At 40.1% G+C, this 22,344-nt stretch carries 26 protein-coding genes and 2 pseudogenes; 9 read left to right on the top strand and 19 right to left on the bottom strand.

Annotated features, from left to right (window positions below):
* Window positions 1-121: 121 nt before the first annotated feature.
* The 4 genes from BGI33_RS06370 to BGI33_RS06350 all read right to left on the bottom strand — a co-directional run bounded on the left by BGI33_RS06370 (window position 122) and on the right by BGI33_RS06350 (window position 2,595).
* Window positions 122-436, bottom strand: coding sequence for a hypothetical protein (locus BGI33_RS06370; protein ID WP_100090450.1), 315 nt, complete (start codon window positions 434-436; stop codon window positions 122-124).
* 156 nt (window positions 437-592) lie between these two features.
* Complete coding sequence (locus tag BGI33_RS06365; RefSeq protein ID WP_100090449.1) at window positions 593-868, bottom strand: BREX system ATP-binding domain-containing protein; 276 nt, start codon at window positions 866-868, stop codon at window positions 593-595.
* A 156-nt stretch (window positions 869-1,024) separates the two neighbouring features.
* Complete coding sequence (locus BGI33_RS06360) at window positions 1,025-1,663, bottom strand: LapA family protein (protein WP_100090448.1); 639 nt, start codon at window positions 1,661-1,663, stop codon at window positions 1,025-1,027.
* Between the two features lie 749 nt (window positions 1,664-2,412).
* Window positions 2,413-2,595: a hypothetical protein gene (locus BGI33_RS06350; protein WP_100090446.1), complete on the bottom strand. Its 183-nt coding sequence runs from the start codon at window positions 2,593-2,595 to the stop codon at window positions 2,413-2,415.
* Between the two features lie 615 nt (window positions 2,596-3,210).
* Here BGI33_RS06350 and BGI33_RS06345 point away from each other — a divergent pair.
* Window positions 3,211-4,113, top strand: a complete 903-nt coding sequence (locus BGI33_RS06345) for a recombination-associated protein RdgC (protein WP_100090445.1) — start codon at window positions 3,211-3,213, stop codon at window positions 4,111-4,113.
* A gap of 89 nt (window positions 4,114-4,202) precedes the next feature.
* Window positions 4,203-4,769, top strand: a complete 567-nt coding sequence (gene dcd / locus BGI33_RS06340) for a dCTP deaminase (protein WP_100090444.1) — start codon at window positions 4,203-4,205, stop codon at window positions 4,767-4,769.
* A 48-nt stretch (window positions 4,770-4,817) separates the two neighbouring features.
* Here the strand turns inward: dcd and BGI33_RS06335 are convergent.
* Window positions 4,818-5,162, bottom strand: a pseudogene (locus BGI33_RS06335) (DMT family protein).
* Between the two features lie 83 nt (window positions 5,163-5,245).
* On the opposite strand from BGI33_RS06335, the gene BGI33_RS13425 reads away from it, so the two are divergent.
* Entirely contained in the window at window positions 5,246-5,503 is a 258-nt protein-coding gene (locus BGI33_RS13425; RefSeq protein ID WP_218965147.1) for a transposase, read from the top strand.
* On the top strand, window positions 5,503-6,327 hold the full coding sequence (locus BGI33_RS06330; RefSeq protein WP_218965146.1) for an IS3 family transposase: 825 nt from the start codon (window positions 5,503-5,505) through the stop codon (window positions 6,325-6,327). Before BGI33_RS13425 ends, BGI33_RS06330 begins: the two co-directional genes overlap by 1 nt.
* 182 nt (window positions 6,328-6,509) lie before the next feature.
* Here the strand turns inward: BGI33_RS06330 and BGI33_RS06325 are convergent, their stop codons facing one another.
* From BGI33_RS06325 to BGI33_RS06310, 4 genes are all read right to left on the bottom strand, one after another.
* On the bottom strand, window positions 6,510-7,982 hold the full coding sequence (locus tag BGI33_RS06325; protein ID WP_100090443.1) for a YfcC family protein: 1,473 nt from the start codon (window positions 7,980-7,982) through the stop codon (window positions 6,510-6,512).
* 61 nt (window positions 7,983-8,043) lie between these two features.
* A complete protein-coding gene (gene arcC, locus BGI33_RS06320; protein ID WP_100090442.1) occupies window positions 8,044-8,979 on the bottom strand; it encodes a carbamate kinase in 936 nt (311 codons plus the stop codon).
* 21 nt (window positions 8,980-9,000) lie between these two features.
* Window positions 9,001-10,008, bottom strand: coding sequence for an ornithine carbamoyltransferase (locus tag BGI33_RS06315; RefSeq protein WP_100090441.1), 1,008 nt, complete (start codon window positions 10,006-10,008; stop codon window positions 9,001-9,003).
* Between the two features lie 22 nt (window positions 10,009-10,030).
* Window positions 10,031-11,275, bottom strand: a complete 1,245-nt coding sequence (locus BGI33_RS06310) for an arginine deiminase (RefSeq protein WP_100090440.1) — start codon at window positions 11,273-11,275, stop codon at window positions 10,031-10,033.
* 588 nt (window positions 11,276-11,863) lie between these two features.
* On the opposite strand from BGI33_RS06310, the gene BGI33_RS06305 reads away from it, so the two are divergent.
* The 4 genes and pseudogenes from BGI33_RS06305 (at window position 11,864) to BGI33_RS06290 (ending at window position 13,819) form a co-directional block, all read left to right on the top strand.
* Window positions 11,864-12,328 carry an Lrp/AsnC family transcriptional regulator gene (locus BGI33_RS06305; RefSeq protein WP_100090439.1) on the top strand — a complete coding sequence of 155 codons (465 nt, stop codon included), beginning with the start codon at window positions 11,864-11,866 and terminating at the stop codon, window positions 12,326-12,328.
* A 62-nt stretch (window positions 12,329-12,390) separates the two neighbouring features.
* Window positions 12,391-12,666 (top strand): annotated as a pseudogene (locus tag BGI33_RS06300) (helix-turn-helix domain-containing protein); the annotation flags it as partial.
* A 72-nt stretch (window positions 12,667-12,738) separates the two neighbouring features.
* Window positions 12,739-12,900 carry a transposase gene (locus BGI33_RS06295; RefSeq protein WP_100090438.1) on the top strand — a complete coding sequence of 54 codons (162 nt, stop codon included), beginning with the start codon at window positions 12,739-12,741 and terminating at the stop codon, window positions 12,898-12,900.
* A 94-nt stretch (window positions 12,901-12,994) separates the two neighbouring features.
* Window positions 12,995-13,819, top strand: coding sequence for an IS3 family transposase (locus tag BGI33_RS06290; protein ID WP_100090437.1), 825 nt, complete (start codon window positions 12,995-12,997; stop codon window positions 13,817-13,819).
* A 24-nt stretch (window positions 13,820-13,843) separates the two neighbouring features.
* Here the strand turns inward: BGI33_RS06290 and BGI33_RS06285 are convergent, their stop codons facing one another.
* The 7 genes from BGI33_RS06285 to BGI33_RS13985 form a co-directional block, all read right to left on the bottom strand.
* Window positions 13,844-13,951, bottom strand: coding sequence for an RHS domain-containing protein (locus BGI33_RS06285; RefSeq protein ID WP_100090436.1), 108 nt, complete (start codon window positions 13,949-13,951; stop codon window positions 13,844-13,846).
* Between the two features lie 66 nt (window positions 13,952-14,017).
* On the bottom strand, window positions 14,018-14,485 hold the full coding sequence (locus tag BGI33_RS06280; protein WP_100090435.1) for a hypothetical protein: 468 nt from the start codon (window positions 14,483-14,485) through the stop codon (window positions 14,018-14,020).
* A complete protein-coding gene (locus tag BGI33_RS13990; RefSeq protein WP_180297054.1) occupies window positions 14,482-15,264 on the bottom strand; it encodes an RHS repeat domain-containing protein in 783 nt (260 codons plus the stop codon). The genes BGI33_RS06280 and BGI33_RS13990 overlap by 4 nt, the downstream gene beginning before the upstream one ends.
* A gap of 227 nt (window positions 15,265-15,491) precedes the next feature.
* Window positions 15,492-15,941, bottom strand: a complete 450-nt coding sequence (locus tag BGI33_RS06270) for a hypothetical protein (protein WP_100090433.1) — start codon at window positions 15,939-15,941, stop codon at window positions 15,492-15,494.
* 10 nt (window positions 15,942-15,951) lie between these two features.
* On the bottom strand, window positions 15,952-16,221 hold the full coding sequence (locus tag BGI33_RS06265) for a hypothetical protein (RefSeq protein ID WP_100090432.1): 270 nt from the start codon (window positions 16,219-16,221) through the stop codon (window positions 15,952-15,954).
* 252 nt (window positions 16,222-16,473) lie between these two features.
* Window positions 16,474-16,692, bottom strand: a complete 219-nt coding sequence (locus tag BGI33_RS06260) for a DUF7710 domain-containing protein (RefSeq protein WP_100090431.1) — start codon at window positions 16,690-16,692, stop codon at window positions 16,474-16,476.
* A gap of 19 nt (window positions 16,693-16,711) precedes the next feature.
* A complete protein-coding gene (locus tag BGI33_RS13985; protein ID WP_100090430.1) occupies window positions 16,712-17,437 on the bottom strand; it encodes an RHS repeat domain-containing protein in 726 nt (241 codons plus the stop codon).
* A 107-nt stretch (window positions 17,438-17,544) separates the two neighbouring features.
* Between BGI33_RS13985 and BGI33_RS13745 the strand changes: the two genes are divergently transcribed.
* Entirely contained in the window at window positions 17,545-17,715 is a 171-nt protein-coding gene (locus tag BGI33_RS13745) for a hypothetical protein (protein ID WP_257379265.1), read from the top strand.
* A gap of 272 nt (window positions 17,716-17,987) precedes the next feature.
* Here the strand turns inward: BGI33_RS13745 and BGI33_RS06250 are convergent, their stop codons facing one another.
* The 3 genes from BGI33_RS06250 to BGI33_RS06240 all read right to left on the bottom strand — a co-directional run.
* Window positions 17,988-18,263, bottom strand: a complete 276-nt coding sequence (locus BGI33_RS06250) for a DUF7710 domain-containing protein (protein WP_100090451.1) — start codon at window positions 18,261-18,263, stop codon at window positions 17,988-17,990.
* Window positions 18,263-20,170: an RHS repeat-associated core domain-containing protein gene (locus tag BGI33_RS06245; RefSeq protein WP_100090429.1), complete on the bottom strand. Its 1,908-nt coding sequence runs from the start codon at window positions 20,168-20,170 to the stop codon at window positions 18,263-18,265. The genes BGI33_RS06250 and BGI33_RS06245 overlap by 1 nt, the downstream gene beginning before the upstream one ends.
* Window positions 20,127-22,344, bottom strand: a 2,218-nt coding sequence (locus BGI33_RS06240) for a DUF6531 domain-containing protein (RefSeq protein ID WP_144235371.1), incomplete at its 5' end; no start/stop codon positions are given. The genes BGI33_RS06245 and BGI33_RS06240, both read right to left, overlap by 44 nt.

Raw genomic sequence — 22,344 nt, 5'->3', positions numbered from 1 at the left:
TAACCAGTTATAACACCGAAAGGCCTCATGAAGCATTAAATAATATGACGCCGATTGAGTATAAAACCCTAAGACAAGCAGTATTATTTTCTACTTGAAGCTTGTACTAAGTTTGGGGTATTTACACAAGTTGTTGCAATACGGCTTTCACCTGTTCAATAGAAGTATCAGCTATAGTAATGATTCCTGCATTGATATCTACTGATAGTTTCTCCCGCAGTAGTAAGGTAAAAAGGGTATTAACAATTTTATCGCCTTTCCATGGCAATAAATAAACTGTATCACCAAACTGAATTAATTTCTCTGTTGCCAGTTTAAAAGCCTTGAATACATAGCAGCTTTCTTTAAACAGCTTTTTAGCGTTATTATCAGTAAAGTCTGCTTTTTTATGGGCAACCGGTATTCTGAAATCTTCATCACATAATATTCGATACATTTCTTCACGAAGAACATCATGAATATTTAGACTATTACTTTCAAATACAGGTGGCGTTCCGCCTCTGGCATGCCGAACCAGAATGATTTTCTCTTCGGTATTGATATTAATTATTTGCCAGCCAGTCGCACAAACAGGTTCATGATTTTTTAAGCATCAAAAAAAAGCATCAGCAATAATGATTCTGACACCCAAATCATTACGTGCCTCGGTTTTGGTACTGTATTCAGCACTCAGCCATTTAATCGCACAGGCTTTTAGTTGCTCATCATCCTGTTCACTGGCTTTCCAGTAGGCTTCAATGACTTTGGCAAAATCATAGCCGCCAACCATTTCCGAAATAGCGGCGAGTCTCTGATGAATGATTTGTTCCACACTGTTGCCGATGCTATCAGCTTCTTTTTGAACCTGAGTAACGAATTTTCTACAAATCGTTTATCTAAATCGGTGACTGCTACCTTTTTTGTGATATTCCATCAATATAATTTATGCTGATGATAGATTATTGATTTTTTAAATAATATTTAATTATATTTTTTAATGCACAATAAACCGTGCAAAAGTTTTTTACATAATAATTAATACATATTATCTAAATTCAATCAGGCCATCAATTTCTTCACTTACTGATTTCACGAGCTCTTGTATTTCATCATCGCCATTAATAAATATGTAAAAAGTGTCCAAGCGTGGATAGTATTTTTTGAAAAATTTGCCTTTTGGCGTACCTGAAGGGCAAAAATTAAACGAAAGTACAGTAGAATTTGCCATTATGCACATAAAATCATCCCAATAAAAAACCCCTTCCATATCGTCAGCTTTAATTAAGAATCCTTCTGCAAAAAAAGCACAGTAACTTTCTATCGGCCATTCTAAATTGTTGTATAATTTTTTTAATCTTCTTATTTCCGAAAAGATAGCGAAGTAATGCGAGATAATTGAGATGACAAGTCCGATAATTACAAATGATAAAATAACAAGACCTTGAAGAGAAATCTTACTTGGCCAGAAAAAGAAGGCAATTACCAAAAAATATAATGGCCAGGCAACTAATAGACCAATCAATAACTTTATTCTTTTTTTGGGAAAATAAAGATGGCGTACCATTGCAGGAATTTGAGAAAAAAGAGTTTCTTTAGATTCTAATTTAATGTTACGTTCAAACAGAAATGTTGCCTCTTGTGGATCAAAGGCAACATATACATTTTTGACATATTTTTTTAACATTGTAATATTCCTTTATATTATTTTAATTTTGGTTATAAAAAGTCATATTATAAAAGATGTCAAATTGGCTTGTAAAACTCTATTATTGCAATGGTAATACATGAAAATTGCCCAGCGCACTTTCATTCAGTTTTTTTATATATAGATATTTTTTCATCAATTCAGAATAAAAGTACTTCGCCTACCTGCTAGGTGCATGCAAGGTTACAAATTTTTATTCCAGAGCAATTGTTTGTTCTATATTCATAAAAACGTTGCGCCTGAAGTATAATCATCAATAATCAGCTTTAAAGCAGTACCACTAACTTCAATGTGCTTGGTACCCGTATCATGGCTTTCAGTTTATTAACCTGTCTTACCTGGATATGTAGTATACCGGTTTTCGGAGTAAAGCCAGATTTCAGAAATTGAGTAACTGCATTTCTTTCTTTTGCACTGATTCTTTATCTATCATTATTTTATCAATGTAGTTTGACCAATATTTTAAAATCTATATAAATATCATTATTATCTTTAATAACAATGCATCTACACAGTCATAAGCCCATTCAATAATGCTTTCAGTTGCACCATCTGACAATAAATTAAACCGTTTACAGGGCTCTGTATGCCTATTGGGTATTCCCAAGTACTCTTTACAGCGTTGTGCGGCTGATCTGAAATAATATTCAGGTGAGCAGCGCAACCAGTCCAGTGCCACACTCGCTTTTATCGGCTTTTCATTTTTTACCGTTACCGTCAGTATCAATTTAAAAAACAATTAAATTTCGGTTGTGGATAGTAATCGACGTATCGGGTGCCAGCCATCGGCCTTCCTCCGTATTCTCAGAACCAGAAATTCTGGTGCGGCTGCCAGAAGTAATCGTAAAAGTTGCCAGTTCATCATCTACTGCTGTGTCAGCAGACTGTTTATTTTCATTATCCTGTGCCATTAACTCAGCAATGACCGTACTAACATTAGCTTGGGCAGAAGATTGTTGCGGCAGGCTGTTATTTGCTGGATTTTCTGGTTTATTGCCAGCGCTGTGGAGTGTGGCTGTAGCTTTATTTTTATTCGTACGATTGCGTGGCTTAGGTGCTGGCTGTATATGGTTTTTTTACTGGAGAATATCACCATTAAAATACCAATAATCACAATACAAGTAAAAACGCCATTCCACTTTAATCCAAAGGTTAAAAAAACTATCTCAATTGAACATAACAGCTTGATAAAAAATTAACCGGAAAATACAAAATGATTGCAAACGTATCCTCAGATAGTACGACAGTATTTATGCATAAGCCAAATATATTGTCGATTTCAAAGCTGAAAACCGGATATTTGCAGAGCTGGTGTTGTTTTCTGTACATTTACATCACCAGAAGCATTAACTAATAAATATTGTTAACAGCAATAACCATTGAAAAGTGTTAAATACACTTAATACCGGTGATCTAATCATACCGATGAATGATTATTGATTTTGCAAGACTGTATGGGTAGTACACTTATGCTCAGGCTGCCGTATAATCACTTCTTTCCCTGTTGGATGTGAAAGAAATAACGCATGTGGTTTAAGCAATTAAGTATTTATCCGCTAAATAAAGAAAATTTGCCAGAGCTGGAAACACTGGTAGACAAGCTGGCCGAAGCTGAATTCAAACCCTGTATGGGATTGGACTGGGACAGTATTGGGTTTGCCAGCCCGGTATCGTTTAGTCCGGAAATGGTATTTCCGGCGCAAAATACCTGGCGCATTGCGCTGAAAAAAGAAGAAAAGGTATTACCGGCAGCGGTAGTGCGCGATATTCTGGAAGAAAAAATCAATGAAATCCGTGAAGCCGAAGGCCGCAATGTTGGTCGCAAAGAAAAGATGGAGCTGAAAGAAACCATCACCGATGACTTGCTACCACGTGCATTTACCAAAAGCGGCAAGACAGAAGCAATCATTGATACCCAGCGCGGATTATTGTTGATTAATCAGGCCAATGCCAACCGGGCAGAAATGCTGCTTACCAAATTGCGTGATGCACTTGGCGGGCTGGAAGCAAAATTACCGCGCACCCAGCAGTCGCCGGGAAGCCTGATGACCGAATGGCTGTTAAATGGTGCGGCTGCCGGCCATTTTGAGCTGGATAGTGATTGTGAACTTAAAGGCCTGGGTGATGCAGCACCGGTAGTGCGTATCAGCCATCAGGATTTAACTGCTGAGGAAGTAGTAAATCTGGTGAAAAACGGCAAGGTTGTGACCCAGTTGGGGCTGTGCTGGCAGGATAGAGTGCGCTTCGTACTGACGCAGGATTTTACCCTGAAGCGTATTCAGTTTCTGGATGTGATTCAGGAAGAAGCAGCCGGACAGGGCGATGATATGCAGAGCATCACCTTTGCCTCGCAGATTCTGATGGCTGAAGCATTAGGTGATCTGCTGGCTGAGCTAGTTCATCATCTGGGTGGCTGGTTACCCGAATAATGGCATAAGCTGGCGTAAATTGCCGCAATTTGCCTGCAACGGCGACATAGGCTTCGGTATAATGCGCTAAATTTATCAAGGGTATTGTCATGAGTATTAAATCAGACAAATGGATACGCCGCATGAGCGAAGAGCACGGCATGATTGAACCGTTTGAGCCGAATCAGATTAAACAGGTAAACGGTGAAAAAATCATTTCCTATGGCACTTCCAGCTACGGCTATGATATCCGCTGCGCACGCGAATTTAAAATTTTTACCAACATCAACAGCACCATTGTTGACCCGAAAAATTTTGATACACGCAATTTTGTCACCGTTGAAGACGATTATTGCATTATTCCACCAAACTCTTTTGCTCTGGCACGTACCGTGGAATATTTCCGTATTCCGCGTAATGTTCTGACTGTGTGCTTGGGTAAATCAACCTATGCACGCTGCGGTATTATTGTGAATGTTACCCCATTTGAACCCGAATGGGAGGGTTATGTGACACTGGAATTTTCCAACACCACACCGCTGCCAGCAAAAATCTATGCCAACGAAGGTGTAGCACAAGTACTGTTTTTTGAAAGTGACGAGGAATGCGCCACTTCCTATAAAGACCGTGCTGGCAAATATATGGGGCAAACCGGCGTTACTTTACCGAAAGCCTGATAACTATCATCATAAAAGGACGCAGCAGCGTCCTTTTTCTTTGGCCAATTAACGTTTAAAAGCAAAATACACCGCACCAAGTATAAAGCCAAAGCTCATAAGATAATTAAAACGAAATTCATCTTTCAGATAAAGAATAGCAAACAGAGTAAACACCACCAGCGTGACTACTTCCTGAATAATTTTCAGTTGAAACGGCTTGATACCCCAATGCGCGCCCAGATGATTGGCCGGCACAGCCAGACAATATTCAAACAGAGCAATTCCCCAGCTAATCAGAATAATCTACCAGAGCGGAAAACTGTAGTTACTGGGTTTAATGTGCCAGTACCACGCAGTAGTCATCACCAGATTGGAAGTAATAAGCAAGCCGATAACGATTAAGTAAGGCATATTAATATTAATGTAACTACTCCCTAAAATAGTACAGCGCCAAAGTAGAAAATTCTCTTTATTAACCCACAGAGGATTTAAACATGAAAAAGATGACTGAATATCAGATCGTATCTATTTTAAAAGAAGCTCAAGCCGGCATTCCTGTCAAAGAACTTTGCCGTAAATATGGCATCGGTAATTCGACTTTTTATAAATGGCGGGAAAAATACGGTGGTATGGAAACCTCCGATATCAAACGTTTAAAGGAGCTGGAGGCTGAAAACAGTAAGCTTAAACAGATGTTTGCTGAACTGAGTTTAAAATCCGAGCTTCAGGAGGAAATCATAAAAAAGCTCTAGTGCCTACCAAGGAACGTAAAGCCTGGGCTCTGGAGTTACAAGAAAGTCATCCTGTTACTATTACAATGAGTTGTTCTATTGCTGGTTTAAGCCGCTATGCTTACTATTATCAACCTAAGTTACCGGATGATTCAGTGATTATGTCAGTACTAAGTGCTATTACCGATAAGCATTTACGCTGGGGCTTTCCCAAGTGTTTTAATCGCATCAGAAAGCTCGGCTATAAATGGAATCATAAACGGGTGTATCGGGTGTATTGTGAATTAAAGCTTAATCTCAGGGTAAAGCGTAAACAACGCATTCCTCCACGAAGCCCGGAAAGGCTATCAGTACCCAATAAACAAGGTGAATGCTGGCCAATGGATTTTATGAGTGACAGCAGTCGAAATCAACGGTGTTTTAGAACTTTCAATGTGATAGATGACTTTAATCGTGAGGCGCTAGGCATTGATATTGCGGTCAGTTTACCAGCTGGCAGGATTACCCGTTATCTGGATAAACTGGCCGAATATCATGGTTATCCACTAAAAATACGAGTAGATAATGGATCGGAATTCACCGGAAACACCTTTACTAACTGGGAAAGATCACATGGTATAACTATAGAGTACATCAACCCCGGCAGCCCATATCAAAATGGCTTTATTGAACGATTTAACCGTTCGTACCGTACAGAGGTACTGGATTTATATCTTTTTAATAATCTGGAACAGGCAAGGAAGGTAACCGAAGAATGGCTAACAGTTTATAACACCGAAAGACCTCATGAAGCACTAAATAATATGACGCCGATTGAGTATAAAATACTAAAACAAGCAGCATGATTTTCTACGTCAGTTTTGTACTAACTATGGGGTATTTACAGTAGTTACAAAATTAATCTAGTATGAAAGAAACCATCTCTCAAAATTTGTTTTTTGTTTATTTTATAATAAGCACTCCTCCCTAGAATCTACTGAAGATTGAGGAAGGAGCTGAAGAAAAACGGCCGGTGTAAATTGGAAAATCAATTTATCAATAACGTCATCGATATAGTCAAAATAATTATATTCATAATCAATATAATAGCTACTGGACGCCCCATAAATTTTAACCAAGTACTGTAATTTACTTTAGATAATTGCAAGCCGCCCATAACAACACCAGATGTCGGCGTAATCAAATTTACCAAACCACTACCAGCTACAAAAATCATAATCATAATATTAGGATCCATCCCTAACTTAGCCGTCAGCGGCCCCAGAATTGGTATAGAAACAAAGGCCAGTGCAGATGTTGAAGGAATCAAGAAAGACAGACCTAAATAAATCAAGTAGGCTACAGGAACAAAAATAACTGGCGACAACCCTGTTAACAGGTTTTGGGCTTTATCTAAAATAAATAGATCAAAATGTGTTTCCCCCATTAATACCGAAATAGAACGAGCAACAACAATAATCAACACTACAGATAAAATATCACAAGCTCCCGCAATAAAATTATCAACAATTTCTTTTTCTGACATTTTTGCCGCAATACCAATGACTACTGACATCAGCAAAAACCACATGGCTAAATCACCAAAGGTCCAGTCTCCGAAGTTACTGCCAGTCAAAAATGACGTCCAATCATTAAAAACGGTTATATTAAACTCTCCCCACGGTATCAATGAAATTATCATTACAATAAAAGTGAATGCAAACAAAATTAAAATATTTTTTTCACGCCGTCCGAATCTAAGATGTTCTGTATTTTCCGTATTAAAATACAAATTCATTTCCGTTTGTTCTTGTTGGGACAATAATGTAACTGTTTTATCCTTTTTAATCCTTTTGGCATACCTCATCACATACCATATACAAAAAGCAAGCGTTGACAGCCAGAGGGCTGTTCCTACCGTAATTATGGTTCCCTGATTCGGATTATAGCCAACACCCTTCAATGCATCACCAGCCACACCAGTAGCGAAAGGATTTACCGTTGATCCCAATACCCCCGCTCCTGCTCCTAAGAGAATAACTCCCACTGCAATCAAAGTGTCAAAACCAGCGGCAACTAAAGTTGCAGTGATAAGAACATAAAATGCAATAGTTTCTTCAGCCATGCCATATACAGTTCCGCCAACAGAAAACAAAAACATCAGCAGCGGGATAAGCACCAATTCTTTTCCTTTTAATTTCTGCACCAATGCAGAAATACCAGCTTCTAAAGAATTTGTTTTCATCGCCACATTGATAAACCCGCCTAATACAAGAATAAATACAGCGATATTGATTGAATTTTGAAAAGATTTAAATGGTGCCATCACAAGATTACTAAGTGATGGAGAGATAACTGTAGAGACTACTTCTGAACTATCAGGGAGAGTTACGGGAGTAAATGAATGACCAGATAATAAATTAGAAATAATCCATAGCAAAGTCAAAATAATAAATAAAATACTAAATGCTGATAAGGATTTTTTCTTTTCTTTTGATTGAATATTTTTTTCAGATTGCATAATAACGAATCCTTAAAAAAAGGTACCGCATTTATTCAATACGATACCTAGTTTGCTTTAGTTAATAGTATGTTAGCTCAGTAGAAAACGATGTATTAATCTTCGTACCAACAATACCTTTAACAATATCATCAATATCAGCCAAAGATCCGATGACTGCTGATTTTCCCGGATTTTCCCGTGCAAAATTTATGGCAGCCTGTACTTTTGGCCCCATAGAACCGGCAGCAAAGCCCATTTTCTCTAACGTATCCGGGTGTGCCTCCTTAATCGCCTGTTGATTTGGTTTGCCCCAATTAACAAAAGCTGCAGATACATCAGTTGCAATGATAAAAATATCAGCCGCAACTTGTTTTGCTAAAACAGCAGAACAAAGATCTTTATCTATTACAGCTTCCACTCCTTTTAAGGTACCATCATCGTCATAAAATGTTGGTATACCACCACCACCAGCACAAATAACCACAGTACCTTTTTCCAATAACCATTTTACAGGTCGAATTTCAAAAATACGTTTCGGAATTGGGCTAGGAACGACACGTCTATATTTATCGTTATCAGGAGCAATGCTCCAATTTTTTTCTTTTGCCAGCTTTTCAGCCTCTTCTTTTGTGTAAACAGGACCAATAGGCTTAGTTGGATTCATGAATGCTGGATCATTTTTATCAACTTCCACTTGAGATAATAACGTTGCTAATGGCGTCTCTAGCGGAAGAAGATTACCTAATTCTTGCATGATCATATAACCAATCATTCCAATAGACTCTGCTCCTAACACATCTAAAGGATATGAAGGAACATCCGTATATGACAAAGATTGTAATGCAATTAATCCTACTTGCGGGCCATTACCATGCGCAATAACTAATTCATTTCCCGGGTAAACTTTAGCAATTTGCTGGCATGCAATTTTAGTATTTTGGCGTTGATTCTCAGCCGTTAAAGGCTCTCCTCTTCGCAATAGCGCATTACCACCTAAAGCAATAACAATTCTCATTTTAATTCCAATCGTTTTATTTTAAACTAAGCTGGATACAATAACTGCTTTAATGGTATGCATTCTGTTTTCTGCTTGTTCGAATGCAATATTAATGGGAGATTCAAATATATCTTCTGTAACTTCGATACCATTTTTAAATTGAGGGTATTGTTCTGCTACTTCTTTACCCACCTTGGTTTCAGAGTTATGAAATGCTGGTAAACAATGCATGAACTTAACTCGAGAATTGCCTGTTGCCGCAATTAATTCTTTATTTACTTGATATGGAGTTAATGCATCAATACGTTCACCCCACGATTCGATAGGTTCACCCATTGAAACCCAGACATCTGTATGAATAAAATCTACATCTTTTACCGCTTTTTTTACATCATCAGTAACAGTGATGCGTGCACCACTTTCTTTTGCAAATTTTTCACACATTGCTACTAATTCAGGCTCAGGCAGTAGTGATTTTGGGCCAGAAATACGTACATCCATCCCTAATTTTGCACCGATTAATAATAATGAATTACCCATATTATTGCGTGCATCACCAACATATGCATATTTAATTTCTTTTAATGATTTGCCATTAGCATACTCCAGCATCGTTAATACATCTGCAAGCATTTGAGTTGGATGAAACTCATCAGTTAAACCATTCCACACAGGAACACCTGCATAATCCGCAAGCTCTTGGACTACAGATTGTTTGTAACCGCGATACTCAATTCCATCATACATACGTCCCAATACACGGGCAGTATCTTTCATACTTTCTTTATGACCAATTTGTGAACCACTTGAACCAATATAAGTTACATTGGCGCCTTGATCATGCGCAGCAACCTCAAAAGCACAACGCGTTCTGGTTGAAGTTTTTTCAAAAATTAAAGCAATATTTTTGCCTTTTAATAATTGTTTTTCTGTTCCAGTATATTTAGCTCTTTTAAGATCACGAGCTAAATCAATTAGATAATTAATTTCACGTTCAGTATGATGAACTAAACTAAGTAAATTACGATTTTTTAGATTGAAAGCCATAATAAATTTCCTTTATTTAAATTTAAATGATTGAATCACGAATAATTGGACAAGTCATACAATGACCACCACCACGCCCACGGCCTAATTCACCAGCATCTACTTCTAACACTTCTACACCGTGATCACGCATTATCTGATTCGTATAAGTGTCACGGTCATAAGCGATGCAAACCCGTCTATCTAACATAATCACATTATTCGCATCATCCCATTGCTCTCTTTGAACTTGGAAACTATTCCCGCCAGTTTGAATACGAGTGACTTGTGAACCAGTTACTTTGCCCATTGCTTCGGCAACAACATCAACAAAATGTTGCCCTTTATGTTCTTCAATAGTGATTTTCTCTTCAGTACTGCTTCTATATAAGCTATAACATTTAATTTGATCGACAACTTCCGGGAAAACTGAAAATAAATCATAATCCAACATTGAAAATACGGTATCCAGATGCATTGCTGCACGTGATTTTGGCATTTGACATGCAATTACCCGTGTGGCCCCATCCTCTTTACCGCAAATGCTATTTGCCAGTTGAGATACCATCTGAGGATTTGTGCGTTCGCCCATGCCCACCAACACAACTCCGTTTCCTATCGGCATTACATCACCGCCCTCCATGGACAATGTGCCTAAATTTTCATCTGTATCGCCCCACCAGATTTTGGCTTTACCAGCAAAATAGGGATTAAACTTGTAAATTGCGCGCATAATCAGTGTTTCAGGACGGCGAGCAGGCCAATACATTGGATTTAAAGTAACTCCACCATAGATCCAGCAACTTGGATCGCGTTGGAAAAGAGCATTTGGAGTTGGGGAAATTAAAAAATCATCTTGATTCATGTAATTAAACATCAGATCACTACTGGTTTTAAAAGGTAAATCTGATTTTGTAATACCACCGAATAAAAATGCAGATAGACTTTCAGCTGAAAGCTCATCTAACCAAGCACGCACATCACTTAGCATATGAGCACCAATATTTTTAGGGACGAAAAGACGATCAAGAATCCAATTTCTATGTTCTTTATTTTGTAATACTTCACTAAGAGCAATATTCGCATCAATAACATAGATACCGCGATTTTTCATTATTTCCACAAAGTTATCATGATCACGTTGAGCCTTTTCAACCCAAATAACATCATCAAACAAAAGATCATGACAATTTGATGGCGTCAATCTGTTATGTGCTAAATTAGGACGACACACCATTACACTTCGCAATTTACCGCATTCTGAATTAACACCGAATTTTTCTGACATTATTAAAGCTCCTCAATACATTATCTAACATAAAGATACTGAATCTATGGCTATTATGCTCTTTTTGTATTGAAATTTAATTTTTTTAATTATTTATATGTGATATATTTTGGAATTTAGTTTCAAATAATCCGTGATTAATAGTATCAGATTTTAATTGCAAGTTTTCCTTAAAAAAATTCTGCAAAAAATATTCAAAATTCTCTATCATTAAACAAAAAGAGAATCGTGAAATATGAAAAAATTTATCAATATAAAAATTACTGAAGTTGTGATGCATGTCAAAGACTTTTGCTGCAAATATGAGAGAAACGTTTATACTGTCATAAACGGCCAGACAGCCAGTATCCAGAGATTAAAAACACGGGAGTAAGTAAACCGAATATATTAATCAAAAGTATTTAAACTAAATATGTTTGCTAATTTTCGTAACATGCAAGAAGCGTAACAAAAAAGCAGTTAACGATATAAGTAACACGGAACATCCTCATAAGGAATTAAGCAATATGGTACCGATAAAATATAAGCGACTTAAATAAGATACATAATTTTCTGTGTAATTACTGTACTAATAATGGGGTATTTATAATGAAATTGGATAACATTGATAAAAGGATACTTAGAATACTTCAGCGAGAGGGTAATATTCAAAATAATGAACTTGCCAAAAAAGTAGGATTATCCCCATCCCCGTGTCTGCGGCGCATAAAAATATTAGAAGATGCCGGATTTATAAAACAATACGTAGCACTACTCGATAAAAAAACCATTAACAAACAATTAATAGTATACGTCAGAATAAAGATAGATATTGCCAACACCAACTCTGCCGCCATTGAAAGATTTATTTATGAAGTAAAATTATTATCACAAATTCAAGAGTGTTATGTGATGGCTGGGGAAAATGACTTTCTTCTACGGGTTTTATGTAAAGATTTAGAAGAATATAGAAATTTTCAAGTCAATACCTTAGCATTGTTGCCAGGCGTCTGTAATATCAGAACAGAAATACCATTACAGGTTGTTAAATGGACAACAGAAATAGACATTTAATGTAGTAGTCTTTATTTAATCTGACATTTAGTGTATTTTAAACCAATAATGGAGTGTCAGTAATGAATCAATCTGCAAAAATAATTAAACCAAAATTAGGTCTTTTAGAACTCGCTAAACAGTTAGGTAATGTTCAGCAAGCCTGTAAAGTCTTGGGATATAGTCGCGACAGCTATTATCGCTTCAAAAAACTCTATGAACAGGGCGGAGAATTAGCTCTTCAGGAAATAAGTCGCAAAAAACCTATAGAGAAAAATCGCGTAGAGCCTCATATTGAGCAGGCTGTCGTTAATATGGCTTATGAATTTCCTGCTTATGGGCAACATCGGGTAGCTAATTGTAATTACCCCCTAAAATAGTACAGCTCTGAAGTAGAAAATTCTCTTCATTAACCCACAGAGGATTTAAACATGAAAAAGATGACTGAACATCAAATCGTATCTATTTTAAAAGAAGCTGAAGCCGGTATTCCTGTCAAAGAACTTTGCCGCAAATATGGCATCGGCAACCCGACTTTTTATAAATGGCGGGAAAATACGGTAGTATGGAAACCTCCGATATCAAACGCTTAAAGGAACTGGAGGCTGAAAACCGCAAGCTTAAGCAGATGTTTGCTGAACTGAGTTTAAAATCCCAGTTTCAGGAGGAAATCATAAAAAAGCTCTAGTGCCTACCAAGGAACGTAAAGCCTGGGCTCTGGAGTTACAAGAAAGTCATCCTGTTACTATTATCATGAGCTGCGCTATTGTTGACCTAAGCCGCTGTGCTTACTATTATCAACCTAAGTTACCGGATGATTCAGTGATTATGTCTGTACTAAGTGCTATTACCGATAAGCATTTACGCTGGGGCTTTCCCAAGTGTTTTAATCGCATCAGAAAGCTTGGCTATAAATGGAATCATAAACGTATCTATCGGGTGTATTGTGAATTAAACCTTAATCTCAGGGTAAAGCGTAAAAAACGCATTCCTCCACGAAGCCCGGAAAGGCTATCAGTACCCAATAAACAAGGTGAATGCTGGCCAATGGATTTTATGAGTGACAGCAGTCGAAATCAACGGTGTTTTAGAACTTTCAATGTGATAGATGACTTTAATCGTGAGGCGCTAGGCATTGATATTGCGGTCAGTTTACCAGCTGGCAGGATTACCCGTTATCTGGATAAACTGGCCGAATATCATGGTTATCCACTAAAAATACGAGTAGATAATGGATCGGAATTCACCGGAAACACCTTTACTAACTGGGAAAGATCACATGGTATAACTATAGAGTACATCAACCCCGGCAGCCCATATCAAAATGGCTTTATTGAACGATTTAACCGTTCGTACCGTACAGAGGTACTGGATTTATATCTTTTTAATAATCTGGAACAGGCAAGGAAGGTAACCGAAGAATGGCTAACAGTTTATAACACCGAAAGACCTCATGAAGAACTAAATAATATGACGCCAATTGAGTATAAAACACTAAAACAAGCAGCATGATTTTCTACGTCTGTTTTGTACTAACTATGGGATATTTACACATTCCCACACTACTTCGCCGTTTGCATTGGTAAGCTCTTCCAGACAGCCGTTCAGGTCGGTGTGGAAGTACATAACTTTCTCTGGGGGCATCACCTAGTTTATTTATCCATGTCAGTGATTTATGGCCGACTGAGTCAGTGTACATATACACGTTTTCTATTTATATATAATATACTCACATTCTATTTCATTAAAATCATAGTCTATTCGAATTTGAAATGATAAATCATAAGGGATAATTCTTATTTCATCAGAAACCAGTTTATCAAAATCATATTCTTCTGAAATATCATTTATTACTTTATAAGCTCCACAATATTTCCATTCTTCATCGATTAATAGATAAAAAGGCTGTTTCTTAACCTTTGATTGTATAAAGTCGACGAGTTCCTTATAACAACAATCATATTTTTTTTCCCTCCAAAGTAAATTTTTACAATTAATTTTATTTATAAGGACATCGGTTTCTTCTAGACTAAGAAATCTATTAGCATTTACATCCACATTTGTAAATGATCGAATTTTATTAAAATAATTATCTTTATGTATTTTACCTTGCGCTTTTCTATAAAGTAACTCACGCTTACTATAAAGTAATTCACGCTTATTTTCAGAATTATTCATTTACATATTCCCATGAGTTTTACATAGTACGCCTTACCTTTACCATTCTTCAACTGAGGTCTCTTATATTTATTCATAATTGGTCTTCCTGAATCATCAATTTTAACCTGCCCAGCTTCCCAATGTGGTTTCTCTAAATGACTACTGTCCATAGTTTGATCTTGTACAGAAGATATAGTCATACCACCTCCTTGTTTTTTTGGCGTTCTATAAGTATATTCTCTTCCTGATTTGTTTTTTGACTGACTAAGTGGTTGCTGGCTTGTAGGGATTCCTACCTGCCTCATGGCATCCCTGCGTGCTGCACGAGATGAGCTAAATGGGTTATCTTCGGTACCTATTGACTTTTCATTTAATCCCCACGGATCAATCCAAGTCAACCCATTAGGCGCATACTGATACAGATTAAACCCACCCAGCAACCCAATCGGGTCAGGCTGAGTAAATCTACCTATATCCGGATCATAGTACCTGAAAGTATTGTAATGTAAACCAGTTTCCCTGTCTAAATATTGTCCCTGATATCTGAGGTTTTGTTCTACTGATTCGTGCTCAATTTCATGAATCCGCTTTCCCCATAACTGAAAGCTACATTCCCACAGTAATTCGCCGTTTGCATCGGTCAGTTCTTCCGGACAGCCGTTCAGGTCGGTATGGAAGTAGCGAATATGTTGTTCTTGGTTGCCGTCTGTGTCTATCCGCGCCAGTGGTTCGTAGCTGTTCTGATCGGTATAGATATACAGGCTGGTGGGGTGATTCGGGCCGGTTTCCTGAATCATTCTTAAGCCGTCCCACAGGAAGCGGGTACGGTTGTAGGATTGGCCTTCGCGGTCTATTTGATGCTTTTCGATACGCCGGCCAAGGGCGTCGTAAATGTAGCCATAATGCTGGCTGCGTGAGCTATGGCCTGCGGGGGTGATATAGCTCTGTAATTAGCTAGAGGTATTAGATAATAGGAACATGTAACATAATTTTATATGTAATTATGGTACTAAGTATGGGATATTTACAAATAGTCGCTCCATCTAAAGTTGATATTCATAATAGGATTTTTTAAATCTATAATTATTTTATAATTCGCGCTAGATTCTACTTCAAGAAACCTATTAGGTAATTCAATTGCATTTATAAAGGGATTCGACTTTTCAAAATACATCACCCATTTCAAATGTTCATCGGACGTCATATATGCGATAAATCCTTCTGAACCATAACTTCCCTCGCCTAAAAGACATATTTCTCCTGTATTCATTTTAATTTTTTTTGTGATATCTATACTAGTTAGATAATCAGGATTTTCATTTAAAAAACTAACAAGGTCAAATTTCTTTCCTTTTTCAATTAATAAATTAGGATAAAATTGTACCGAGAGTGAAAAAGATTCTCTATTGGCAAAATAAATCCCATCTTTAATTGGCAATTCTTCTTCATTCCATAATTCCACTATTTTTGACATTTAATAATCCTTAATACTTTATAGGTCTTTGGCTTAACCCCTTATTAGGTACCACACCACCAGCTCTTTTATTTCGCTTATCATTAAATCTTTGTTGGAATTTTTGCCACCATGTTTTATCTGTGTTGGAGTTAGGATGGGGAGCATTTGGATCCACTTTAATTACTTTCACTTTGTCTGGATCAGCTTCTAAACGTCTATTATCATAAGTAACTAGTTGTCCATCAACTTCAATTACATTTAATGGGGATCTATTCCAATCCCACTGACCATTTTTCATAATTTCTGCATAATTATTAGCTGGAATAGTTCATTGGGAAAAGTTAATACCATTAGGATTAACTCATTCCCCATGTAACCCCACAGATCAATCCAAGTCAACCTATTAGGTGCATATTGATAGAGATTAATCCCATTAGATCTAGTTGGGTAGAGCGCCCAAATTTAGTGTCAACAAACCTAAATGAGTTGTAATGTAAACTAGTTTACAGTCAAGGTATTGCTGGCTCTATGACAAAATTTGAATGTAACATTATCTGATGCCATTTTCGTAATGATAGTGTTCAAGCATTTGTTCTTTATTTTGAATGCACCACTCATAGCCGCCAATATCTATAGGCATTTTTGTTAATACCCCTGTTAATTTATTAAGCTTTAACCAATTGTCCGCATTTTCAAGAGAAGAAAATACAGCAGAAACCATTGGGATACCATCTTTCTTAAAAATCCATACCCAACTACTATCTTTCATAATATTTCACCTAATTAGTTTATTTACCTTTACCGCAAAATTTATGTTTAAACCAAAGCCATTTTTTTATTTTATTTAAATGGCTTCTAATTATACTCTTATTTCGCCTTACAACAGAATTCTGCTTAGGAGTTAACTCTGGATATCCTTTTATTGGATGTCCGTTTGAGCCTATTTTGGTTTCTGGTCCTCCCCCTTTTACATGAGCATGTCCTTGTGGATGATCGTTAGGATAATAATGCTCAATAGTAACTCCGCTCTCTTTAACAATTACTTTTGGTGGTAGTTTAGGTTCTGTATATTTAAGCCCAAGTGGATCAATCCAAGTCAACCCATTGGGCGCATACTGATACAGATTAAACCCACCCAGCAATCCAATCGGATCCGGCTGGGTAAATCTACCTATATCCGGATCATAATACCTGAAAGTATTGTAATGTAAGCCGGTTTCTCTGTCTAAATATTGTCCCTGATATCTGAGGTTTTGCTCTATGGGTTCGTGTTCGATTTCATGAATCCGCTTTCCCCACAGCTGAAAGCTGCATTCCCACAGTATCTTACCGTTTTCGTCGGTCAACTCTTCCGGACAGCCGTTCAGGTCGGTGTGGAAGTAGCGGATATGTTGTTCTTGGTTGCCGTCTGTGTCTATGCGTGCAGTGGTTCGTAGCTGTTCTGGTCGGTATAGATATACAGGCTGGTGGGGTGATTCGGGCCGGTTTCCTGAATCATTCTTAAGCCGTCCCACAGGAAGCGGGTACGGTTGTAGTGGTTGCCGCCGCTGTCTAGCTGATGTTTTTCGATACGCCGGCCAAGGGCGTCGTAGACGTAGCCGTAACGCTGGCTGCGGTTTAGTTGTTCGATGCGTACTTCGCTCAGGCGGTGTTCAGCGTCGTAGTGGTAGTGCTGGGTTGCGCCGATGCTCTGTTTGGTCTGGGTTCGGCCGTGCTCGTCGTAGCTGTAGTGGTGTTCTCTGAAATTCAGGAGCTGGTTACAGCGGATGACATTCTGATTGCTGGGGTCTAATTCTATTGGTCGTCTGTGGTCTAATAGGTTAGCAGCGGCATCATATTGCAGAGTTTCCCAGTATCTCTGGTTGCGGCAGCCTTCGATACGCTAATTAATATAATAATTGTAATTGTTTATTTAAGATTGTTGCAGTATATGCTAAATGTATTTTATAAGAAAATAGATTCACTACATAATTCAAAAAACCTTTAATGTAAAAAATTATTTAAAAGTCATACTTAATATTGGTTTTCGTTTTTATAATAAATTCAATTATAAAATTAGCATTTTTATTCCATCCTCTTCCCATTTTGATAATGATAATGCTCCAAATAAGCACTAGTAAAATTTTGAATAAACTTACTGCTATGTTGATAATCCCTTTTAGGTTCAAAAAAACCTTTTTCAATAGTCCATTCATATACACTTTTATTTAGAGGCATCTTTGTTAAAATCCCACTTAAAGAATATTTTTTTATAAAGATTTCTGCCTGTTTTAACTCCTCATAAACACCTGAGCAAAACTGAGCTTCATTTCCATGAAAAATCCATATAAATGATTGCATTATTTTCTCCCACATACCCTGTTAAGATGATTTTTATGTTTAAACCAACGATTAATTTTATTTAAATCCCTTCGAATTTTTGATATATTTCGATCAACAACTCTGCGCTGTTGTTTACTTAACTCAGGTTCACCTTTTAAAGGTTTCCCATTAGCTCCAATCCTTATCATTCTACCTTCACCTTTCACATGAGCATGCGCTGGAAGGTGATCACTACCATGATAATAGTGCTCAATGATAACACCACTATCTTTAACTATTATAGTAGAAGGAAGTGTTGGGCTGGTATGTAACCCCCACGGATCCACCCAAGTCAACCCATTAGGCGCATACTGATACAGATTCAATCCACCCAGCAACCCAATCGGGTCTGGCTGAGTAAATCTACCTATATCCGGATCATAATACCTGAAAGTATTGTAATGTAGTCCGGTTTCTCTGTCTAAATATTGTCCCTGATATCTGAGGTTTTGCTCTACTGATTCGTGCTCAATTTCATGAATCCGTTTACCCCATAACTGAAAGCTACATTCCCACAGTATTTTACCGTTTTCGTCGGTCAACTCTTCCGGCGCACCATTCAGATCGGTGTGGAAGTAGCGGATATGTTGTTCATGGTTGCCGTCTGTGTCTATGCGTGCCAGTGGTTCGTAGCTGTTCTGGTCTGTATAGATATACAGGCTGGTGGGGTGATTCGGGCCGGTTTCCTGAATCATTCTTAAGCCGTCCCACAGGAAGCGGGTACGGTTGTAGGGTTGGCCGTCGCGGTCTATCTGATGCTTTTCGATACGCCGGCCTAAGGCATCGTAGACGTAGCCGTAACGCTGGCTGCGGTTTAGTTGTTCGATGCGTACTTCGCTCAGACGGTGTTCTGCATCGTAGTGGTAGTGCTGGGTTGCGCCGATGGTCTGTTTGGTCTGAGTTCTGCCGTGCTCGTCATAGCTGTAGTGGTGCCCTCTGAAATGCAGGAGCTGGTTACAGCGGATGACATTCTGATTGCTGGGGTCTAATTCTATTGGCCGTTTGTGGTCCAACAGGTTGGCGGCGGCATCATATTGCAGGGTTTCCCAGTATCTCTGATTACGGCAGCCTTCGATTCTGCCGGTGTGATCATAGCGGTAATCGGTCTGCCCGTGTTTGCTGTGTTTTTTGCTTACCAATCGGTCGAGGTTGTCGTACTGGTAGCTGCGTTCGAGCAGGATATCAGGCAGGATGGGATTCTGATTGCGCCGTATCTGTTTGCGTTGCAGCCGGCTGTTACGGTCGTATTTGAACTGGGTGTTCAGGCGTCCCTGAGTACGTGATATTTCGCGGTACAGGTTGTCGCGTTCGATGTCGCTGATGATGTTGCCGTCGATATTTATCTGGTGCAGGTGGCCGGAACCGTAATAGAGGTTGTTGATGGTGCGCCCATCCGGCAGGGTGGTGGCGATGCGGTTACCCAGTGGGTCGTACTGGTGGCTGAGGGTGCCCTGTGCGGTGGTTTCGCTCAGCAGGTTGCCCAGCTGGTCGTAGCTGAAGGTGATGAGGTCGGGTTCAGCTTCTGCGGGCAGGCCGGCTTTTTTGTAGCCGACTTTGATAAGGTTGTCGGCTTGGTCGTACTGGTAGGCGGTGTTGCCGTCGGTGGTGTATTTGCCGATCAGGCGGCCGATGGCATCGCGTTTGAAGCGGTGGGTGATTTCGGCACTGCTGCCGGCAGCAAAGTGCACGGCGCTGACGTTATTCAGTGCATCATAGCTTAGTTGTTGTTTACGCCCGTCCAGATCGGTCTGTTCGATCAGGCGGTCGGCAGCATCGTATTGAAACTGGTAGTGTTCGCCGTTTTCGTTGATGAGGGTGTTAAGGCGGCCATAGGCATCGTAGTTAAAGCCGAGTTTGCGTCCGGCAGCATCGATGCGGGTGTGCACCAGTCCGCGCGGGTCGCGCTGGTAGTGGGTGCTGTGGCCGGCTGGGTCGGTATAGGTCAGTAGCTGGCCGGCACTGTTGACGCGATAGTGTTCCTGTCTGCCGTCGGTTAAGGTAACGCCGGTAAGCTGGCCGGCAGCGTTGTACTGGTATTTGCTGCTGTTGCATTGGGCGTCGGAGATGCTGCTGAGATTGCCTGTACTGGTCGTAATTCAGTTCGGTGATGGTGCCGGAGCAGTCTCTGTGCTGAATCAGTTGGCCGTTCTGGTTCCAGCGCAGGTATTTGTTGCCACCGCGGGCATCGGTGATCTGAATTATCTGGCCATGCTGGTCGTACTGGTAGTGGGTACGCTGTTTCATGGGATCGATAACGCTGCGCAGGTTACCGCGCTGGTCGTAGTAGTAACGCCAGATGCTGCCATCGGGGTCGACGCTGATGGTGGGTAAAGCCCAGTGTGGCAGCCACTGGGTTTGGCTGGTACGGCCGAGAGGGTCGGTTTCTTCAGTTTGACGTCCCTGTTCGTCGTAACTGTAGCGCCACTTCCCACCCTGCGGATCGGTGACGCTGATCAGTTGCTGGTTTTCGTTCCAGTCAAATTCGGTGGTCTGCCCTAGGACATCAATGTAACGGGTGAGTTGATAGACTTCGTTCCAGTAATGCTGGCTTACTCGACCCAGACTGTCATACGCAGTAGTCAGGCGTTTGCTTAGGTCATACTGGAAGCGGTAGTCTTCCAGACGTTTGCCATCGGCTTCACTCCAGTGACGGATGACGCGCCATTCGATGCCATCTGATCCGCTGAAGCTATCCCACTGGTAATGACACTGCAAACCAGTGGGCAGGCGGTGGTAGTTCATGCGCCGGCCGTTGTCGTAGGCAAATTCTCTGGTGGGGCGGTTTTCTGCATCGATGACTTGTTGCAGGTCACCCTGATCGCTGTAGTGGTACTGGCTCAGTAGCTGGCTGCTGCCATCGGCTAGTTCCCGTTTGATGTGGGTAACGCGCTGGGGATGGCGTTTATCCTGATAGTGCAGGGAGATGGTGGCGGTGTTGTTGTCGGCGCTGATGTGGCTGATGCGGCTATGCTGATCACGGTAGATAAACAGGTGGTTGTCGTTGCGGTCTTGCAGCAGGGTGAGGTAGAGGCGATTAGGCTGGTTGGGATCGGGTTCAAACAGGCGGTAGATGCCGTCATCGTCTTCGATGATCCAGCGATTCTGTTGGCCACGGCGGATGGTGAGGTTTTCGTTCACGCCGCGGATGCCTTCGCCCGGCTGCAAGGCTTCGATCTCAAGGCGCCGGCCTTGTTCTTCTATGTAGACGGCGGAGCAGGAGCCGTCTGGCTGCGGAGAGATTTCCATTTCTACTTCATAGGGGACGCTCCAGCCGGCGCCGAACATGCCATGGGTTCGTTCGTCTCTGCTGCTGTAAAAGCGTTGCCATTCGATGGAGAAATGGGCGGGGATGGTGAAGTCGAGTTCTTCCTGGTCTGTAAGTATTTTGGCGCCGGTAGGTAGATGGACGGGATTGCCTAGAAAAACAGTTGATGCAGCCCTTGTCCCTTGTGCTGTAAGATGGCTGAGAGCAACACCGGTGAAAAAATCTTTCCCAAAGCAGACTATTTTGGTACACAGTTTTCCGGGACGCAATATCGCTGTTGCTACGGAAACTATCAGGTTGATGGGATGTTTGCCGCTTTTGATTTCGCGCACGACAATGGGTTCACCACCGATGCGCACGTTGTTGGAAACTCTGACGCCACCTTTGCAGTTGTCGGTGACTTTGGCTTCGCAGGTGCTGCGGTCGTTGCTGCGTACGGCAGGCTGGCCGTTGATGTAGACTTTGCTGGAACCTTCGGCCATGTATTCGGCACCACCGGTTAATGTCCCCCAGCCTGCGCTGAGTATGTCGATACCGCCTTCGATAATGCCAAGTGGTGAGATATCTGGTAATTTCTCGGAGTATTTGCTACCCAGATCGGAGAATGAGGATGGGTGTTTGTGGCAAATGATTTTGTCGTCTTCTTTAGGGACAGCCCGTGGGTCTGGAGAGGCAACGGTGGGTCTGACCATTTCTTTGGCTATTAGTGCTGCACCACCAAAGATGCCAGCAGCAATATCGATGAAGGTTGTGGGTTGTTGCGGTTGTTCGCTGCTATCGACTAGTTCTATGCTT

This window comes from Snodgrassella alvi (genome assembly GCF_002777425.1).
Taxonomy (GTDB): Bacteria; Pseudomonadota; Gammaproteobacteria; order Burkholderiales; family Neisseriaceae; genus Snodgrassella; species Snodgrassella alvi_B.
Note: the sequence above shows the minus strand (reverse complement) of the source record. Positions and strands in the feature narration are given on the sequence as shown.